At 41.8% G+C, this 18,853-nt stretch carries 17 protein-coding genes; 6 read left to right on the top strand and 11 right to left on the bottom strand.

Annotated features, from left to right (window positions below):
• Positions 1 to 4: 4 nt before the first annotated feature.
• The gene (locus ACFN7Z_RS03570; protein ID WP_165382158.1) at positions 5 to 1,795 is read right to left on the bottom strand and encodes an ABC transporter substrate-binding protein; all 1,791 of its coding nucleotides are present in this window, start codon (positions 1,793 to 1,795) and stop codon (positions 5 to 7) included.
• Between the two features lie 754 nt (positions 1,796 to 2,549).
• On the opposite strand from ACFN7Z_RS03570, the gene ACFN7Z_RS03565 reads away from it, so the two are divergent.
• The 5 genes from ACFN7Z_RS03565 to ACFN7Z_RS03545 all read left to right on the top strand — a co-directional run bounded on the left by ACFN7Z_RS03565 (position 2,550) and on the right by ACFN7Z_RS03545 (position 7,866).
• A complete protein-coding gene (locus tag ACFN7Z_RS03565) occupies positions 2,550 to 5,231 on the top strand; it encodes a TonB-dependent receptor (protein ID WP_010327377.1) in 2,682 nt (893 codons plus the stop codon).
• Between the two features lie 141 nt (positions 5,232 to 5,372).
• The gene (locus ACFN7Z_RS03560; protein WP_010327378.1) at positions 5,373 to 6,071 is read left to right on the top strand and encodes an energy transducer TonB; all 699 of its coding nucleotides are present in this window, start codon (positions 5,373 to 5,375) and stop codon (positions 6,069 to 6,071) included.
• A 34-nt stretch (positions 6,072 to 6,105) separates the two neighbouring features.
• Positions 6,106 to 6,987, top strand: coding sequence for a MotA/TolQ/ExbB proton channel family protein (locus ACFN7Z_RS03555; protein ID WP_010327379.1), 882 nt, complete (start codon positions 6,106 to 6,108; stop codon positions 6,985 to 6,987).
• Between the two features lie 18 nt (positions 6,988 to 7,005).
• Entirely contained in the window at positions 7,006 to 7,431 is a 426-nt protein-coding gene (locus ACFN7Z_RS03550) for a biopolymer transporter ExbD (RefSeq protein WP_010327380.1), read from the top strand.
• A gap of 18 nt (positions 7,432 to 7,449) precedes the next feature.
• On the top strand, positions 7,450 to 7,866 hold the full coding sequence (locus ACFN7Z_RS03545) for a biopolymer transporter ExbD (RefSeq protein WP_004695313.1): 417 nt from the start codon (positions 7,450 to 7,452) through the stop codon (positions 7,864 to 7,866).
• A gap of 72 nt (positions 7,867 to 7,938) precedes the next feature.
• Here the strand turns inward: ACFN7Z_RS03545 and bioD are convergent, their stop codons facing one another.
• From bioD to ACFN7Z_RS03520, 5 genes are all read right to left on the bottom strand, one after another.
• Entirely contained in the window at positions 7,939 to 8,583 is a 645-nt protein-coding gene (gene bioD, locus ACFN7Z_RS03540; RefSeq protein WP_010327386.1) for a dethiobiotin synthase, read from the bottom strand.
• Complete coding sequence (gene bioC / locus ACFN7Z_RS03535; RefSeq protein WP_010327387.1) at positions 8,580 to 9,359, bottom strand: malonyl-ACP O-methyltransferase BioC; 780 nt, start codon at positions 9,357 to 9,359, stop codon at positions 8,580 to 8,582. The genes bioD and bioC overlap by 4 nt, the downstream gene beginning before the upstream one ends.
• Positions 9,360 to 9,366: 7 nt before the next feature.
• On the bottom strand, positions 9,367 to 10,524 hold the full coding sequence (locus ACFN7Z_RS03530) for an 8-amino-7-oxononanoate synthase (RefSeq protein ID WP_010327388.1): 1,158 nt from the start codon (positions 10,522 to 10,524) through the stop codon (positions 9,367 to 9,369).
• Entirely contained in the window at positions 10,521 to 11,840 is a 1,320-nt protein-coding gene (bioA, locus tag ACFN7Z_RS03525; RefSeq protein ID WP_010327389.1) for an adenosylmethionine--8-amino-7-oxononanoate transaminase, read from the bottom strand. Before bioA ends, ACFN7Z_RS03530 begins: the two co-directional genes overlap by 4 nt.
• A 105-nt stretch (positions 11,841 to 11,945) precedes the next feature.
• Positions 11,946 to 12,692, bottom strand: coding sequence for a hydrolase (locus ACFN7Z_RS03520; RefSeq protein ID WP_010327390.1), 747 nt, complete (start codon positions 12,690 to 12,692; stop codon positions 11,946 to 11,948).
• A gap of 154 nt (positions 12,693 to 12,846) precedes the next feature.
• Here ACFN7Z_RS03520 and ACFN7Z_RS03515 point away from each other — a divergent pair, with 154 nt between their 5' ends.
• Entirely contained in the window at positions 12,847 to 13,416 is a 570-nt protein-coding gene (locus ACFN7Z_RS03515; RefSeq protein WP_029575099.1) for a peroxiredoxin, read from the top strand.
• 101 nt (positions 13,417 to 13,517) lie between these two features.
• Here ACFN7Z_RS03515 and bfr read toward each other — a convergent pair whose 3' ends face one another.
• The 5 genes from bfr to ACFN7Z_RS03490 form a co-directional block, all read right to left on the bottom strand.
• A complete protein-coding gene (bfr, locus tag ACFN7Z_RS03510; RefSeq protein ID WP_004695301.1) occupies positions 13,518 to 13,982 on the bottom strand; it encodes a bacterioferritin in 465 nt (154 codons plus the stop codon).
• A gap of 270 nt (positions 13,983 to 14,252) precedes the next feature.
• Positions 14,253 to 15,884: a PepSY domain-containing protein gene (locus ACFN7Z_RS03505; RefSeq protein WP_010327392.1), complete on the bottom strand. Its 1,632-nt coding sequence runs from the start codon at positions 15,882 to 15,884 to the stop codon at positions 14,253 to 14,255.
• Between the two features lie 3 nt (positions 15,885 to 15,887).
• On the bottom strand, positions 15,888 to 16,181 hold the full coding sequence (locus tag ACFN7Z_RS03500; RefSeq protein WP_058870177.1) for a hypothetical protein: 294 nt from the start codon (positions 16,179 to 16,181) through the stop codon (positions 15,888 to 15,890).
• Complete coding sequence (locus tag ACFN7Z_RS03495) at positions 16,165 to 16,437, bottom strand: hypothetical protein (protein ID WP_155115400.1); 273 nt, start codon at positions 16,435 to 16,437, stop codon at positions 16,165 to 16,167. Before ACFN7Z_RS03495 ends, ACFN7Z_RS03500 begins: the two co-directional genes overlap by 17 nt.
• A gap of 73 nt (positions 16,438 to 16,510) precedes the next feature.
• Positions 16,511 to 18,652 (bottom strand): TonB-dependent siderophore receptor, encoded by a 2,142-nt coding sequence (locus ACFN7Z_RS03490; RefSeq protein WP_010327395.1) that lies wholly within the window; start codon positions 18,650 to 18,652, stop codon positions 16,511 to 16,513.
• Positions 18,653 to 18,853: the final 201 nt, after the last annotated feature.

Genomic DNA, 18,853 nt, shown 5'->3' with positions numbered 1-18,853 from the left:
TCAATTATTTTTTTATGGGCTGAATATCCAAATACTGCCAATTGGTGTTCATCATCGGATGTGCTTTAAAACCCTGAACTTGTGGATGTAACAACCAATTTCGAATACGACTGTTATGAATAATCCATGGATTATCGGCCTCAATTTGACGACTGAGTTTTTCATAAAATGGCAAACGCTGAGGAGGTGGTAAGGCCATAGCCTGCGTATAAAGTGCATCATAGGCTTTGGACTGGTAGCAACTGAGATTGCCCTGAGCCGAATTGGGCCCATACAGCAGTTGGGCAAAGTTTTCCCCTTCAGGATAGTCCGCAATCCAAGCCCCGCCCCAGATCATGTATTTACATTGCATCGCTGCTTTTAAATTGTCAGCAAAGTTACTCACCACAAAGTCAGCACGCAGACCAATCGCATCTAAATTTTTCTTCCACAGTTCAGATTGAATCACCGAACTGGAACTGTTTTCAGTCATAAACTTGAGCGTTAAAGGCTGACCATTCGGTAGTCGACGGTAACCATCTGCTCCCTTCTTATAACCGAAACGATCCAGTAATTTATTCGCCAAGAGTGGGTTATAGGCCACGCTACTCCGATAATTCGGATTAAAGCCTTGTACCCCCTCAGGCACCAACATCTCCGACTTCACCGCCTGCCCTTTATACAGTTGTTTAATGGCTTCTGCTTGGTTATAAGCCAGACTAATCGCACGTCTTAATGCAACTTTTTCAAGCCCAAAACCACCCACTGTAGGGTCTTGCATATTAAACATGGTATAGGTGATTTCAGCGTCTTTATTGGGAAAATGTTGAATGCCTTGCTTGACCAGTTCAGGTTTGAGTTGCTTACCATTTAAAGCCTGTGGTACCGCATTGGAAGTCAGTTTGTCAAAATCGAGTTGTCCCGATTTGAACGCGAGCCAGCGAGACTGTTCTTCTTCAATAATACTGACGCTGACTTTGCCGATTTGCGGCATTTTTTTGCCTTGCATCTCCTTGACCAGACGATTGTCCCAACTCGAACCTGTAGATTTAAAGTTCCATGTAAAACCACGATATTTCGGGTTGGCCACCAGTTCAATACGACTCCGCGGTACATATTTACTCAGTTGATAAGGCCCTGTCCCCACTGGATGCTGCGCAATTCGATCCCCATAAAACTCCACCACTTCCCGCGCTGTTCCACTAAATGTGGCATAGGCTAAGATATAGGGAAAGTTATAGTCAGGACGGGTCAATGTGATTTGTAGTGTGTATTTATCGAGGGCTTTTAAACCCGAAATCGCGGCATCATAATTAAACTGGCCTGTTTTCTTGGCTTGAGCAACAGCAGCATCGCCACCGACAATTTTGCCTTCAATAAATGAATAGGTCGGTGAGCGGTTTTTCGGGTCCATAATCCTCATCATGGAATAAATATAATCCTGCGCCACCAACTCTCGCGGCTTGCCTTTGAAGGCCGCATCATCGCTAAAATAAATATTGGGCTGAATTTTAAAGATATAGACTTTGCCCTCTTGTTCTATTTTTGGCATCGCCACTGCTGTATTTGGAACCAATTGAGCGGGGCGCGCCAAATAATCGTATTTTAAAAGTGGTTCAAAAATGGCTTGGGCAATACTACCACTATAAAAATTATAGGTTTTAACCGTATCAAAACCATCATCAGGCGCTTCATAAGCAATATTTAATACTTTGTTTGGATCTGCAGGCGACTTTGCATAGGCAGAAAAGCCAAAACCCATCGCAAGGGATAAAGCAGCAAGCTTCAGTTTTTTTGAATTCAAGTTCATACCTATACACATCTTTTTTTTAAGCAAGGTGATCTCATGCCATCCATGTTCAATGTCAGTGTTTTATTTTTCAGACAACACTGACAAAAACTTAAAACATAAACCCATGTTTTATAAATTAAATTTTAATTATCAAAATTTAAAAAACGGTCATAGGCAAATCTTCACCTCAGCAATAAAGCGAATATCATGCCACGCCTATTTTTTTATCATTCTAATTTAACATTTTGTAAGAAAAATATATGGATATTAATTAGTTATAAATGAGAGGCTCAACTCACATCGGAACATTTTGCCAATTAGTAGCTATTTTTAAACATTCAATTTAAATAAACTATTGCACAGATTTAATACACCAATGATTCAAATTCGAACATCACAAGAAATACAAAAAACCAAATAAAACATCACAAGCATTTATTTATTAAAGATAAATATTAAAATTTCAGTATAATTACAAATAAGATTTTGTATTAAAAATTCAAAAAATAACGACTCATTTTTGATCACTTATTATATGAATAATCTTTTTATGATTATTTTTTAATCGATTTATAAGTAATTTTTTGCCATTTTAATTTTTTAAATTCTAGAAAAATGAAAAAAAGTTACATAAATCCATACAAATAATAAAATAAAACAATATTTTCCAATAACTTAATTCACAGTCTTTTGTCTATCCCTGAAAGTTGGCATTTGCCTTGCACTCCATCAGCACAGCAATACCGCTAAATATAGAAAAAGAAGGGTTGAATTTACGATGCAAAAAAACAAACTTGTTCGATCTATGGGGACCCCAACCATCAGCAAATCACTACTTAAACTAAGTACCCTGACTTTAAGTATGATGTGTTTGTCTTTAGCTCATGCAGAAGAAACCGAAAGCTCAGTCTCAGCAGAACCAACTAAAAAAGTTGCTAAAGTGACTGTCACTGGCTCCTCTATCAAAGGAGTTGCAGCTCAAAGTTCTTCACCCATTACCGTCATTAAAGTTGAAGAGCTTGCGCAACAAGGCGTCACAACTGCCGAAGAAGCTTTAACCAAAATCAGTGCCAACCAAGCGGGTTACACAACCGCGCAAAACGTGGGGGCAAGTAATACCTCTGGTTCAACAGCTAACTTGCGTGGCCTAGGTCCAGACAAAACCTTAGTATTATTAAACGGCCGCCGTTTGGCTTATAGCCCTTTTAGTACCTCTGAAACCAACCTCAATACAATTCCTCTAGCAATGGTTGAACGAATTGAAGTCCTTCGAGATGGTGCATCCGCGGTATATGGCGCAGATGCCATTGCTGGGGTGATCAACTTCATCACAAAAAAACAATATGAAGGTTTCGGTATCAGCAGCGGTGTACTCAAACCCGAAGAAAAAGGGGGGGAAGAATACGATGTCTCTATCTTTGGTGGCTATGGCGACTTAGACGAACAAGGTTTTAACGTATATGGCGCAATCAGCTACCAAAAGTCTAAAGAAATTATGGCCAAAGACCGTAAAGTTAGCCGTCGTGGTGGGCTTTTACCTGAATTAGGGATCGATGCTGGCTCTGCGAATGGTTTTCCTGCTAACTTCTATGACCCAACCAGTGGTGTATTAGCCAATCCTTACGGTAATGCCAACTGTAATAACACTCCTAATGTCGTTGCGGAAGATGGTCTGTGTTTTTTAAACACTCAAGCCTTGATTGGTATTCAACCAGAAACAGAAGACTTATCGGCACTAGGGCGTGCAACGTTCAAACTCAGTGACCAATTCAACGCGATTGCTGAATATGTATATGCAAAAAATGAAGTCACTACCTCAATCGCACCCGATGTCTATAGCCGATCTGTGACACTTCCCAAAGGAAGCCAATACTATCCAGGTGAAAGTATCACTCCTGCTGTTCCCGGTTTAAGTGGTGATCCTTTACAACTCTACCTACGCTCACAAGCAGGTAACCGTGTTTCTAAGACAACCAATGAATCACATCGTATTTTTGCAGGGATTGAAGGTGAAGCATATGGCTGGAACATCGACAGCGGCGTGACCTATGCAAAAGGTAAAGCAAAGGACAGTTTCGTTAGTGGCTATTTAAATCGTAGTCAACTACAAGAAGGACTAGATAACGGTACCATTAACCCCTTTGGTCCTTCAGCGGATTCAAGTGTTTGGAGTTCATTAGAAGTCAGCGGTACGACCAATGATGCGACCTTAGACTCCACCACCTTTGACTTTACGATCAGCCGTCCAATTTTCACACTTCCTGCGGGTGATGTGGGCTTTGCCTTCGGTGGTAGCTTTACCACACAAGACTGGGAAGCAAAGGTAAACTCAGATCTTGTTCGACTTGTCCCAGGTAGTGGCATTGACCCTGACAAACCTATCAGTAAGGGTGACCGCGACATTACAGCCGTTTTCTCAGAGCTACAAATTCCGATTACCTCAACTTTAGAAGCGCAACTTGCAGCACGTTATGATGACTACAGTGACTTTGGCGACACCTTCAACCCGAAAGTGGGTTTACGCTGGGAACCTTTAAAGCAATTAATGTTCCGAAGTACTTACAGTACAGGTTTCCGTGCACCAAGCTTATATGAAATTAATGCACCGCAAAGCCAAACTTACACGGGGGCAAAATACGATGACCCTGTGCTCTGTCCAGGTGGCGTAGCAACTTCACCGCAATATCAAACAGAATGTAATACCCAGTTTAAGCGTATGCAAGGTGGTAACTCTGAGCTTCAGCCCGAAGAATCAACCACATTTACAGCAGGCTTTGTTTTTGAGCCCCTTAAGAACCTAGTCTTAGCAGTCGATTACTACAATATCGAAATTGAGAATCTTATTGGCTTAACGGGTGAAACCTCCATTTTCGAAGATCCAACCAAATATGCAGATCGCTTTGTGCGAGATGCAGATGGTCGTATCCAATACATCAATACCACTTTAATGAATACAGGTGGCATCAAAACAGAAGGGATCGACATTAGCTTAGACTACCTGACTCCTATGACATCAACAGGTCGGTTTGGCTTTGGAATTAATGGAACCTATGTCATCAAAAATGACTACCAAGAAGAAAAAGATGGAGACTGGGAGGGCTTAGTGGGCGTTTATGATGACCCTGCAGTACTGCGCTGGAAACATACCGCAAACATCAACTGGAGCTATGAAGACTGGAAATTGGTCTTTGAACAGCAATTTTTCCGAGGCTATCACGACCAAAATGCAACAGGTGAAGAAGGCTTTGATAATCACAAAGTCCCCGACTATACCCTCTACAACATTGCAGGCACCTATAAAGGTTTCAAAAACTTAACCCTAACGGGTGGCATCAAAAACCTATTTGATGAAGAACCTGCTGCATCGAATGTTCTCGATAACTTCCAATACGGCTATGACCCACGTTACAGCGACCCAACAGGACGTACTTTCTATGTAAGAGGTACATATACGTTCTAAGCGGATCTGAGCCACAGATTGAAGTATTCAATCTGTGGTGATGTTTATACATGCTCAACTTTAACCAGATATATATGGATTTTCCCAAGTGCAATCCAATGCTTTTAAAAAGTAGATTTGGCTTAAATTTTAGGAGTAACTATGGGCACTACATTTGAAGATTTAGAAAAAAACTCCGCCAAAAAACTCACAGGTATTGGCGTTGTGATTTTCTTACATGTTCTTGTTGGCTTGGTGCTAATGGCAGGTTTGGCAAAAGATATTGTTAAACCCTCAACCGAACCTGTGGAATTGGTCATTCTGCAAGATATCAAGCCACCTGAGCCTGAACCACCTAAAGAAGTTCCACCAGAGCCACCGAAAATGGTGGAAAAAGTAGCGCAGCAGCCTGACCCCAAACCTGTAGAAAAAGTAGTCCCAGTGCAAAAAACAGTTGCTACACCCGTCACTAAACCGACGATAAGCACGCCGACGCCAGTTGCATCATCGCCTTCTCCAAGCCCATCTCCAATTCCGTCACCGACTGCCGCTACTCCATCACCTGCACCCAAACCCACAGGTGTTACACGTGGAGTATCGGAAGGTGAAGCTGGATGCAAAGCACCAAGCTATCCACGCGAAGCAGAGATGAGTGGCATTTCTGGCACCGTACTGATTTCGGTCTTTGTCGATACCAATGGTAAGGCGCAAGAAGTCAAAGTGAAACGCTCAACAGGTGACCGTACTTTAGACCGAGCAGCAACGAAAGCGTATAGCTTGTGCACATTTAAACCTGCAATGAAAGATGGCGTAGCTCAAAGCGCTTGGTTCGACATCCCATACGAATTTGTTCTCGAATAATTGAAAAAGATCAGCCGACATTAGGAGTTACACAATGCAAAATTTAAAAAACTTTACCGCAGCAAGCCTACTTGGAATGAGCACATTACTTCCTCTACAAGCTGTTTTCGCAGAGGAAACCGCTGCGCCCACTACAACAATGACTACACCAGTCACTGCGACTGAGAAAGCAGCAACACCTGTTCCCCCACCCTTAGCTGAGAAAGCACCTTCTGCTTCAGAAAAAGTACATAACCCTTATGGCTTAGAAGCAATGTGGAAAGAAGGTGATCTGGTGTCTAAAGTGACGCTGTTTATTTTGGTGATTATGTCGATTGGGACATGGTACATCATCATCACCAAGTGCTTACAGCAAGGCAAAATTCGCAAACAAGGCCAAAATGCCGATAAAAACTTTTGGGAAGCAACCTCTCTCGATACTGCAACTGAAGGTTTAGATGATGCCAGTGTGTATCGCTTTATCGCTGAAAAAGGTATTAAGTCGACAAAAAACCATGGTGGAACATTATTAGAGCGTATTGACTTTAATACTTGGGTCACTATCTCGATTCAACGTGCTATCGACAAAATTCACAGTCATTTAAGTGGTGGGCTGGCTTTTCTAGCAACTGTAGGTTCAACCGCACCTTTCGTGGGTTTATTCGGTACCGTTTGGGGCATTTACCATGCTTTAACCGCGATTGGGGTATCGGGTCAAGCATCTATTGATAAGGTCGCAGGCCCTGTGGGTGAAGCCTTAATTATGACTGCAATTGGTTTAGCCGTGGCTGTTCCAGCAGTGCTTGGTTACAACTGGTTAACTCGTCGGAATAAAGCCGTGATGGAAGAAGTTCGTACCTTCGGTTCAGACCTGCATGCGGTGTTGTTAAGTGGTGAAATCAGCACCAACAATCCTGTTAACCGTGACATGAAATAAGAACATGAGGAATCAGCCATGGGAATGACGGTAAATTCAAATGACAGCGATGATGATGTAATCGGAACCATTAATACCACCCCACTGGTTGATATTATGTTGGTTTTACTGATTATTTTCCTCATTACAGTGCCTGTTGCGATTCATACCGTGCCAGTCAATTTGCCTGAAGAAAGGAATGTGCCTTATGAAACCAAACCTGAAAATATTCAACTTGCAGTCAATAAAAATGGCGATATTTTTTGGAATGAAAGTTACATTGCCGATAAAGCAACATTACTCTCTCGGTTACAGACAGAGGCACAAAAGAGACCTCAGCCCGATGTCCACATTCGTGGTGACCAACTTACGCCATACGATGCGATTGACCAAGTCATTACAACCACGCAGCAAGCGGGGATTGGCAAAATTGCCTTTGTCACCACACCGCCCTCTTCACCTTAATCAAAGAAGGATTCAGCTATGGGTATGAATGTTGGTTCCAATCAAGATGATGAAGATGTCATGCTCGATGTCAACATGACGCCTTTGATTGATGTCATGTTGGTATTGCTGATTATGTTCATTATCACGATTCCATTGCCAAACAACGCCATTAATATCAACCTCCCGAATGGCACACCACCACCAGTTCAGGAAAAACCACCTGAAATCGTGGAACTACGCTTAGATGCTCAAGGCAAAATGTTTTGGAATGAACAAGCTGTGGAGTCCAAACAAGCGCTCGAAGCCTTGTTTCAAACCGTTGCTCAAAAAGCAGATCAAGACCAAATTAAACTCAAAGCTGACCGCGCAACGGAATATAAATACATTGCGATGGTCATGGCCGCAGCCCAACGCCTTGATGTGAAAAAAATTGGAGTCGTGAGTAATCAATAAATAAAACCGTCAAAAAAACCGCTGACAACTTTTGCTGTTAGCGGTTTTTTTCTTTTTTAATGACTCTACGAATTACTTCAATACGGGGATGTCGATCCACAATGCTTGCGGAAAATGTGTCGCCAAATAAGCTTTTAAATAGGTCGCAGTATCTTTAGAAATGAGTTCATCTTGAGATTCATCATTTAGGTTATAGGCTAAAGCGTAAAGCTCTAAACCACGACTTTTCAGTGCTTCTAAACTTAAAATAGTATGGTTAATACTGCCCAAACGCCCCGAACTCACCAAAATTACAGGCAGTTGCTTGGTTGCAATATAGTCAATGCTAAGCAAATCTGTGGTTAAAGGCACCATCAAACCACCCGCACCTTCTAACAACACCACCTCATATTTTTCAGCCAGCTGCTGAGTAGCACGCTCGATTTTTGCAAAATCAATCTCACGACCATCAATTTTAGTCGCTAAATGTGGCGATGCAGGATAACTAAAAATTTCAGGCATGGTCAGCTTACTGTCATCTTCTGGAAACCAGCCCATACCCATAATTTTACGATGCTGTTCAATGTCTTCAGAAACATCAACATTGCCCGTTTGCACTAGCTTTTGGGTAATGGTTTTTTGGCCTTGTTCATTCCAAAGCTTGGCTAAGTAGCCCGTGGTATAGGTTTTCCCAATGCCTGTATCGATTCCACTGATAAAGTAAACTGATCCAGTCATGGCATTCTCCGTGCAATACAATAAATAGGGTGATAACTCAGGCGATAATGAATCTGTCCTGATGTATCGAGTTGTGAAAATTGTCGATAATCTTGATAAAAGCGTTCAAGCGAGTGCTTGGTCCAACGAAAGCTCGATGCAGTTGCCGTGACACCTGTGGCTTTTAAATGTTGCAGTACCTGTTTCGGTGTCGCAAAGTCTAAGTACTCAATTTGTTCAGACAAATGCAGAACTTCAAAGCCTTGGTTTTGCAATTTTTCCCGTAGTTGATCGAGGTTGACATAATCTAAACCTTGCCCCGTTAAAGTCTTAATCTCTTGTAAGTTCCGCTCGCCAAAGGTGGAAAAACAAAATAGACCTTGTGGAAGCAGACTGTCATTCGCTTTCTGAAAAACAGCATCAAGATTCGTCATCCACTGCAGTGCAGAGGTCGATACAATCAGTTCTAAATGAGCTGGAAAAACAAGCTGTTCAATATCGCCCAATAACCAGTCTATATTTGAATAACCCTGAAAGTGCTGCTGCACCTCAGCATATAAGTCATTCAGTAAATAGTGCTGAATTTGGAAATCGTTCAGCAGAAGATGGCTTAAATTGCCTGAACCACAACCAATTTCAAACACCCGCTCAAATTGCGTTTTAGCAGCATGACGTTGGATTAAATTAAAAAGCCGGCGTGCAATTTGTTTTTGCACAACCGCATGTTCACTGTAGCTTTGCCCTGCCTGAGCAAAGCGCAATGCGACTTGTGCTTTATCAATCTCTAAATTCTTCACGACTCACTCACAACAACTGAATCAACTGATCTAAATCAGTATGGCGAACTTGAGCGGTCAAGGAAATACGTAGTCTAGAACTATGCTGCGGCACAGTCGGTGGTCGTACAGGCATAATATAAAAACCTGCTTGTTGCAAAGCTTTCGCCTTCTCTACCGTTTTGCTCGAATCACCGATGATCACAGGGACAATTTGAGACGTTGATGGACAATCAAAACCTTTGGCCTGAACTGCTTGCTGTAAGGTCTGACTGATACTATGCAAATGCTGTCGTGCAGTCTTTAACCGCAAGACTTGTTGCAAGATAAAGTTGCTCCACGCCATGCATATCGGCGGTTGTGCCGTACTAAAAATCAATGGGCGCATAGTATTGATGAGATAGTCTCGAATCACAGGGTGACAAATCAGATAGCCACCGATTGAAGCCATAGCCTTACCCAAAGCACCAACCAAAAAGTCAATGTCATCAATCACTTGATATTGCTCGGCACAGCCCAAACCTTGCTCACCACGCACACCAATACCATGTGCTTCATCGACATAGAGCATGACTTTTTCAAACTGTTTTTTGATGCGAACCAATTCAGCCAAATCAGTTTCGTCACCATCCATACTAAAAATGGACTCCGTCACCACAATGATTCGCTCAAAAGTATCATCGGTATGATACTTCTGTAAAAGTTGAGTCAAATGTGCCAAGTCATTATGGCGATAACGTACCAGCTTCGCAGTCGATAAACGAATACCATCAATCATGCTGGCATGAATTAATTTATCAGCCAGAATTAGGGTTTTACTGTCCGCTAGCGCAGGTAAAATACCAATATTCATGTGATAGCCGCTGTTGAATACCAAAGCAGCACGACCATGAAAAGCCCGACTTAGGCTTGCTTCAAACTGTTCATATTCCGGAAAATTACCCGTCAATAAACGTGAAGAGGCTGAACTCATCCAGCGCTGTGTATTCGGTGTTTCATCGAAAAACTGTTCACGTAATTCGATATTTGCAGCCAATCCTAGATAGTCATTCGATGCCAAATTCAACATCTCATGATCATGGATTCGAATCATCCGCCCTTGCTGCACATTAGACGTAAACTGGCGCAAATTGCCTTGCTGTTTAAGTACATCCAGTTGTGCTGCAAAATGTTCTACATGCTTCATACAACAGGCTCCTGCATCTGCACCACCACTTCAACCAATTGCTCAAGTAAGGTCTTGAGTTCCTGTGAGGTAATCACATAAGGAGGCATCACATAAACCAGTTTTCCAAAGGGTCGCACCCAAATACCACGGCGGACAAACTCCTGTTGCAAGGTTTTCATATCCACATTAAACGTCAGCTCAACCACACCGATGGCACCCAATACACGAACTTCATGAACATATTCAAGTGACTGCAACGGGGTCAAAGCGGTATGAAGTTGTGTTTCAATGCGTTGAATATTGCTTTGCCAATCTTGTGAGATCAGGAGTTCTGTACTTTTCGCCGCCACCGCACACGCCAAGGGGTTGGCCATAAACGTTGGGCCGTGCATAAACACACCCGCTTCGCCTCGACTGATGATTTCAGCAATATGCTTTGTGGTTAAGGTTGCAGACAAGGTCATATAGCCGCCTGTTAAACCTTTACCCATACACATAATGTCTGGTTCGACCTGTGCATGCTCCCAAGCAAAAAGTTTCCCCGTACGCCCAAAACCCGTCGCAATTTCATCAAAAATCAGTAAAACGCTGTATTTTTCACAGAGCAATTTGGCCTGCCGTAAATACTCAGGATGATAAAAACGCATCCCTCCTGCACCCTGAACAATCGGCTCAATAATCAGCGCGGCGATACTTTCATGCTGTGTTGCTAAGGTGTTTTCAAGTTCACGGATATCATCCTGATTCCATGCTGCATCAAAGGCAACTTGCGGTGCAGGAACAAAAATACGATTGGGTAAACTTGAACCAAAAATTTGATGCATCCCTGTGACAGGATCACAGACCGACATCGCATTCCATGTATCACCGTGGTAGCCCGAACGCGGGGTGACAAAATTAGTTTTGTCTTGTTTCCCAAGCGAAGTCCAATACTGAACTGCCATTTTTAACGCCACTTCAACCGCAACAGAACCCGAGTCTGCATAGAAAATTTTATCTAAACTTGGTGGGGTGATTTGCAACAGTAATTTGCCCAGTTGAATGGCAGGATCATGGCTAAAACCACCAAACATAATATGCGACATGTTTTGCAGCTGATCTGTCACGGCCTGATTCAGTTCAGGGTGGTTATAGCCGTGTATGGTGCACCACCACGAAGACATCCCATCAATCAGCTGACGACCATCATCTAACTCAATGGTTGAACCAAAGGCTTTTTTAACTTTAAACGTGGGGAGCGGATTGGTCATCGAGGTATAAGGATGCCAAATATGTTCCCGATCAAATGCTAAGTCATCCAACTCACCATCCAATTTGGCATTGATCTCAGTCATCCTTAACTCCATATCGACTACAGTTACAGCAAAATTTCAATTTGACTGATCTTAAACCTGCGCGCATCAAAAAGAAATTGCGATATTCGCCACTCAGCGAATTGTTTAATCCATTTTTTGTAAATATTGGCAGATTTTGTCAGTTACTTCATCGGCATGAAAAACTGGAAGTCCATGTGAACCACTTAAAAGCACCGCATCTAAAAAATTTGCACCCAAAGCTTTTAAATTATCCAAGACTTTGTAGCTAACTAAAAAATCTTGTTTAGCCAGCAGGTGGAGTTGATGCCCCGTATAATTGTGTAAGATCTCAACCGTATTTAAATGCTCTAAACAATTGAGTCCCTGTTTTAACAGATCTAAAGACTGAGGCTGAATCAAACTTTGCAACTGCAAAAAATCTTGCTTGGTGGTTGCCGTCCCTTGGCATACCATAAATCCAAATTTCTTTAAGGTTGCAATCGCATCTGCTTCGAAGGATTGTTTAAAGCTTTTAAATGTCGCTGGACTCATCGCGGTTGGCCAGTTTTCATGCGCCACAAAGCACGGATTTGAAGCCAGAGTAATTAATACTTTTTGCTGTTGATACTGCTGTTCAACAGCATCGATCAATAAAGTCGCCAGTTGCCCCCCCAAAGACCAACCGATAATGATATCAAAATCTTTGGCTTGTTCAGCATGTTGCTGCAACGCCTGTGTATCCAATCCATTAAAAATATTGATCAGCTCAACCGAATGGCCTTTATGCTGCAAAGCATGAGACAAAGGTTGCAGTAACTTGGTCCCACCACCCCAGCCCGTGATGAGTAAAATACGTTGATTCAATGCAGACTCTAAAACTGTAAATTTCAAACAGTATAAAACCTCAGACTCCGTTGCAAAGCAAGCCCTTTGAATGAACAGTAAATTTAAATAAATAATTCAGATTTAGACACCAGAATCTCAGCACTTTAGTGCCTTAAAATTTGCTAAGATCAATGAAATACATTTCTGGACAGCCTACACAATGAAAATAATGCAAATGGCAACGATTAGCTTAATTTCGCTAGGTAGTTTCTGTGCCATCAGTAGCGCCACTTATGCAGCACCAGCTTTTTCAAGCGCTTCATCAGACCAAAAACAATGGGTAGGCAAGCCCGCACCGAGTTTTAAGTTACAAGATCAAAATGCCAAATGGCATGAGCTCAAACAATATCAAGGCAAATGGGTGGTGTTATATTTTTATCCGAAGGATGACTCGCCGGGCTGCACCCAAGAAGCCAATCAGTTTAAAGCACTCTACCCACAATTTAGCAAAAATAATGCGGTGGTCTTAGGCGTGAGTTTGGACGATGTACAGTCGCATCAAAAATTTTCTAAAAAGTTGGGACTGAATTTCCCTATTTTGGCTGATAACAATCATCAACTGGCAAATCAACTCGGCATCGTGCGGAACTTGGGCATCGCGAAAATTGCGAAACGTGAAACCTTTCTGATTGACCCACAAGGTACGGTGGTCTATCACTACAGCAGTGTGAATACCCAAACCCATGCAGGACAAGTATTAGCAGATATTCAAAAGTTCTCTAAAAAATAACCCATACAAAAAAGCCTTCGGACATTGATTCGAAGGCTTTTTGATTACTCAGTATGTAAATACACATGCCACCTTTACATAAAACTGGTAGCTGGCATCTCTTACATTTGAGACTGAATGTAGTTTTGCAGACCAATCAATTCAATTAAACGTAATTGTTTTTCTAACCAATAAGTATGGTCTTCTTCGGTATCTGACATTTGCTGACGTAACATATCACGGGTAATGTAATCACCCTTTTCTTCACACAATTTTACGCCTTGCGCTAATTTTTCACGTACATGATATTCAAGCTTTAAATCGGCTTTTAAGCATGAAACCACATCTTCACCAATTTCAACGTCATCACGTTGCATATTTGGTGTGCCTTCCAAAAACAAAACACGGCGAATAATCGCATCTGCATGTTGTGCTTCTTCTTGCATTTCATGATCAATACGTTCAAAGATTTTGCTCAAACCCCAATCTTCATACATACGTGAATGAATGAGATATTGATCGCGTGCAGCCAATTCTCCACCGATCAACATATTTAAGTAGTCTACGACTTCAGGATTGCCACGCATTTTCAAAATCTCCATTCTCTAATGCAACTATTATGGACACATTTAATTCACTTTGCAAAAGATAAATTATGTAAGTTTATGATTTTTATAAAATTAAAATGAGAAACATACGCATTTGCAGTATGAGTCATCAAAATAATAGTTATAAAAGAAGCCTTTGCAAAACTTTATCCTTTTTGCAAAGGCTTTTTAGGCTTGAACCGCCCTGTGCTTCATTTTGTAACCATTAAAAATGCTTCTTATTTCAACCTTGGAACGGTGCACAATCTTTCATTTTTTCTGAGCAACGGACCAAAGAGACCCCACTTCTGCGGACTGGACTCGGGCCTGAGCTTGGCGATAAAAACAGAAAAATAACCCAGCAAAAATAATAGCAAAGACGTCAACCCACCATAAAGAGGAAGAAGATGACCATAATCCAATCTCAGGTAAGAGCAATGCGATAGCAGAAGTCAAAGGCATGAGCAGTAAAACAATCACAATCGACAGCAATAACGTTGGTAATGCCCGTGCTCCACCCAGTACGAAGCTCAGCATTAAGCTGAAAATAAAAATCGCATAATAGATATACATAAACCATGCGTTGATGCTGTGTAGTTCAGGACTGAGTACATAGGCCCAGCGCCCGATCAACATACTCATAACAATGCCAAAGACCGCTCCCAAACATGCGCCTATGGTTAAGTTTGCGATGAATTGCACATCCTTACGCTGTGCAGGTGGTGCTAAATTTGGATTTTTTTGTCGCTTTACACGCGATTCAATCCATAGAATATTGCCTGAGTAAAATAAAAATGCTCCGCCCAGCCCCAAGGCCAAATACAACCACCGGGTAAAATCTCCGCCATAGTTACCAAAGTGCAAACTGAACATCGATCGAATCAATTGATCTAGACCAGAACTTTGGGTATTTAAATTGTCTGTACTATAGGGTGCAGGCTGGTAAGGATTGAAAAACATCACGTCGAAGTTATCTCCACGTAACATCTGATCTGGACTATATAAACTGACGCGTGCCGATGCCTTGGCGGGTTGGTCTAGATTGTTAAAGCTTACAGACGAGACCTCATAGCCCTGTGCTTGTTGCTGTACCTGTAAGAGTATTTTTTCAACATCCAGTTGAGGAACTGGATCTACAATCTGCACCGCAGCGGGACGTTCAAACAGTGGTTTACCTTTGGTGACCAACTGCCCCAAGCCATCATAAAAGAGATCATGAAATGCAAAAACAATTACCGTCACACTAATCAAAATATGAAACGGTAAACTGGTAATGCCAATCACATTATGCGCATCGAGCCAAAAGCGTTTTTTGTTCTTACCTTGCCGTATCGCAAAATAGTCTTTGACCAACGTCGGCAAGAGGATGATCAAACCTGTCATTAGCGCTAAAAAGTATAAGACGGATACCACACCCATCACATAAACACCGAGTGTATGGTGCCCAAGCATCCCTGGAATGCCTGCCGTTTCGTGCAGTTGTTCAATCAACCAACCCAGTTTAGATAAGTTTTCTTGTTCAACCTGTAAAGTGCCATCTGGTTTCAGTGTCGCCAACATCGCGCTTTGATCGGTATCAAAGGCATGATCATCATGTGCTTGACTTTGCGCAGGTTGCCACTGAATCGGGGCATAATGAAACTCTTTGGAGTTTAAATTGATCTGGAAACTTTTTTGCGCTTCAGGATACTGCTGCTGTACCTGTGACACCAAATCGTTGTACTGATGGAGTTCAACCGTATTTAGACTTTGTTGCGGCGGCGTTGCCCACTTACTCAAATCATGCTGAAACATACTCAGCCCACCTGCAAAAAAGCAAATGAACAAGAGAATGCCTGCACAAATCCCCACCCATGTATGTAACTCTTTGGCCAGTCGGAGAATATCTGTACGTACCTTCATGCCCTATTCTCCTCTGAGCCAAAATATGAGTGTGTAAGCCACAACATTGAAAAACAGATAAATCACAATGGACTGCCATCCGCGTGGAATAAAATAGGCCACGAAAAAGAGTGGTAGCCAAATCCAAGGAATCGACCACATACCTAACTGTGGAGCAAGACTACGATACTCAGATTGCAGTCCCCACATTGTGATTAATGCAGCTAAAGCGAAAGCTAGGCTGAGTCCAAGAACTGCTCCTGCAAAGCTTTTCGTCCACCAGTCAGGTTGTATCTTTTGATCACGTAGTAACCTCATGCGTCAAAGCCCCATGTAATAAAGGAAGAAATGGTAGTGCTGACCACAACACCAATGGCATCAGTAACCACATCAACACCGCCACCAGTTTTGGTAATACCGCCAGTAAAAGAGTCAATGCCAAAACAAAACCAATCCACCCGACCCAACGATACTTTTTCGCCACAGTCTGTTTAAGAACCGTTTGGTTAGGATGGGTCAAATACAGCAGCACACAACCACCACAGCACAGGAGTAAACCGAGAAATTTCATCATTGCGTTCAACTTAAATGAGGCAGCATTCAGACATAAAAAAGCCCACTGCATCGCAATGGGCTGTTCAGTAAAATTAGAAATCGAAAGTGACGCCAAGTTTATAGGTACGTGCACCACCAACCGTTGCATAGTAAGAATTGAACACACCTTCCCAATATTTTTTATTTGTCACGTTATCTACATTGGCTAAGAAAGTCGTGTTTACACCACCCAGTTTTGTTTTATAGCGCGCACCAACATCGAGAATAGTATAGTCAGGAAGTTTATAGGTATTCAAACTATCTAAATATTGTTCACTAACATAGTTAGCCCGAGCATTAACATTTAAACCATCTATCACAGGTACGGCATAATCCAAGCCTAATGAGGCAGTAAAGTCGGGCACACCATAAATCGTATTGCCTGAAATATCAGTGGTGCTTGTAGAACCTTTTGTATATTCAGCATCAATATAAGCCATGCTTCCCAGTAGACTTAAGTCCTCAGTCACATTCCCTGAGAAGGACCATTCAATACCACGTGATCGACTTTCCCCACCATCTTCAGTGATCTGTGTATTACCATTAACCGCTGTCGCCAAAGCTGTTGTGATCAGAGTCGGTTTTTCAATTTGATAAAGTGCCAAGCTATTTAACCAAGAACCAGCTTGATACTTTGTCCCCACTTCATATTGCTTCGTTTCGTAAGGCTTAAATAGTTTTCCTTCATTCACATCCGCGGTAGAAGTTACTGAGTCTGCTTTTGATAAACCTTCAACATAACTTGCATAAAAAGATAAATTTTCTCCAAACGGTTTGATTACGATGCCTAAACTTGGTGAAAGCTTATTTTCATCGTATTTCACATCTGTAGTGAGACTTTCCAACTGCATATCTTGATAACGAGCACCCAAAATCAACTGAAATTTGTCATCCAACATTGAAATTTGATCCGTCAAGGTATAACTCATGAATTTATCATCTTCATAAGGTACAACTGTTGGATAGGTCGTTGGCATTGTCCCGTTCGAGTTAGGATTATAAAGATTCGTTGTAAATGATGAACTGGTCGCACGAGAGTGTTGATCGTATTCGCGATGCACATAATCTGCACGTAACCCAAGGGTATGTTTAATGGCGCCTGTATTGAATTTAGTTTCAATACCCGTATTACCACTTAGGTTATTTTCTTTAGATGCGACTCGATAGTACTGCGAAGTTGCATCACCTGCACTGTTCTGCAAGATCATACGCGTACCAAAAATATGACCCGAATAACCTTTTTCAACATAACCTACACCTGCAAAAACTTTGGTATCAGGGGTGAATTTATATTCTCCATTTAAGCCCGCATAACGGCTATAGGTTTCCCCATGAATTTGATCAAAGTAATTACTATCCCCCTTTGGTGCAGCAACTACGCCTGTTTTTTGCATAGAGACCATTGCAGGTGAACCATTATCACGGTTTTCACGAATGGCATAAGCATCAAAGTTTAGTTTTAATTTATCGGTCGTATAGTCCGCTGCAATCGAACCCAGTGCTAAACGGTCATCCATACCTTCAATAAGATGCTCACCGTCTCCATATGTGCCGTTTACACGAACTCCAAATTGGTTTTGGTCACCAAAACGACGAGAAACATCTACATTGGTTTTATAATAACTCTCATCTTCTAATGACGTCGAAATACGTGTTAGATCTTGATCGGCACGTTTAGAATTCGCAATCACTACTCCGCCAACGCTTCCTGCTGGTGCCATACCTGCAACCAAAGCATTCGGTCCTTTCAATACTGTTACCGATTCTAGTAAATCTGTTGGTATACGTCCCATAGGAGCTACAGCGTATAACCCGTTGTAAGCCATATCGTCATAGCCGACACTAAAACCACGAATTTGGAAGTTTTCGTTTAAATGACCTTGATTGGTCGTCGCACGAATACTGGCATCATTTTCTAAAACTTCCCCCACTGTAGATGCTTGTTGATCACGAATCAGTTGCTCTGTATAAGTAGAAACCGTAAATGGCGTATCAATCGTTGACTTATTCCCTAAAGCACCCAAGTCAGCTGCCTTCGCCAATTTACCATCGGCATAGCCTTGTTGTGATTGCGCTTCTGATTTTAAGGCAGGTAAAACTGAAACCTCCTCTGCAAAAGCAAGCTGTAAACAGCCTCCACCCATCATCAAAAGCCCAACAGAGCTTGCAAGAATTTTCTTAGAGAAGGATTTCATTTTAAACAACGCTTATTTTTAATGAGAATCATTATTATATGTAAAATAATTATCATTATTTATTGTATTTTATCATTTGACTTATCTATATGATCTAAAATACAAATTTAAGATTACTGCTAAAAAATACGTTTTACTCGCTCAATTTCAATACAGTTTGGTGCAGTATTATAAAATGACGCATAAGTCAGACACCTGTTC

It is taken from the genome of Acinetobacter sp. P1332 (genome assembly GCF_044057475.1).
Lineage (GTDB): Bacteria > Pseudomonadota > Gammaproteobacteria > Pseudomonadales > Moraxellaceae > Acinetobacter > Acinetobacter johnsonii.
This window is presented reverse-complemented; position numbering and strand designations above follow the sequence as displayed.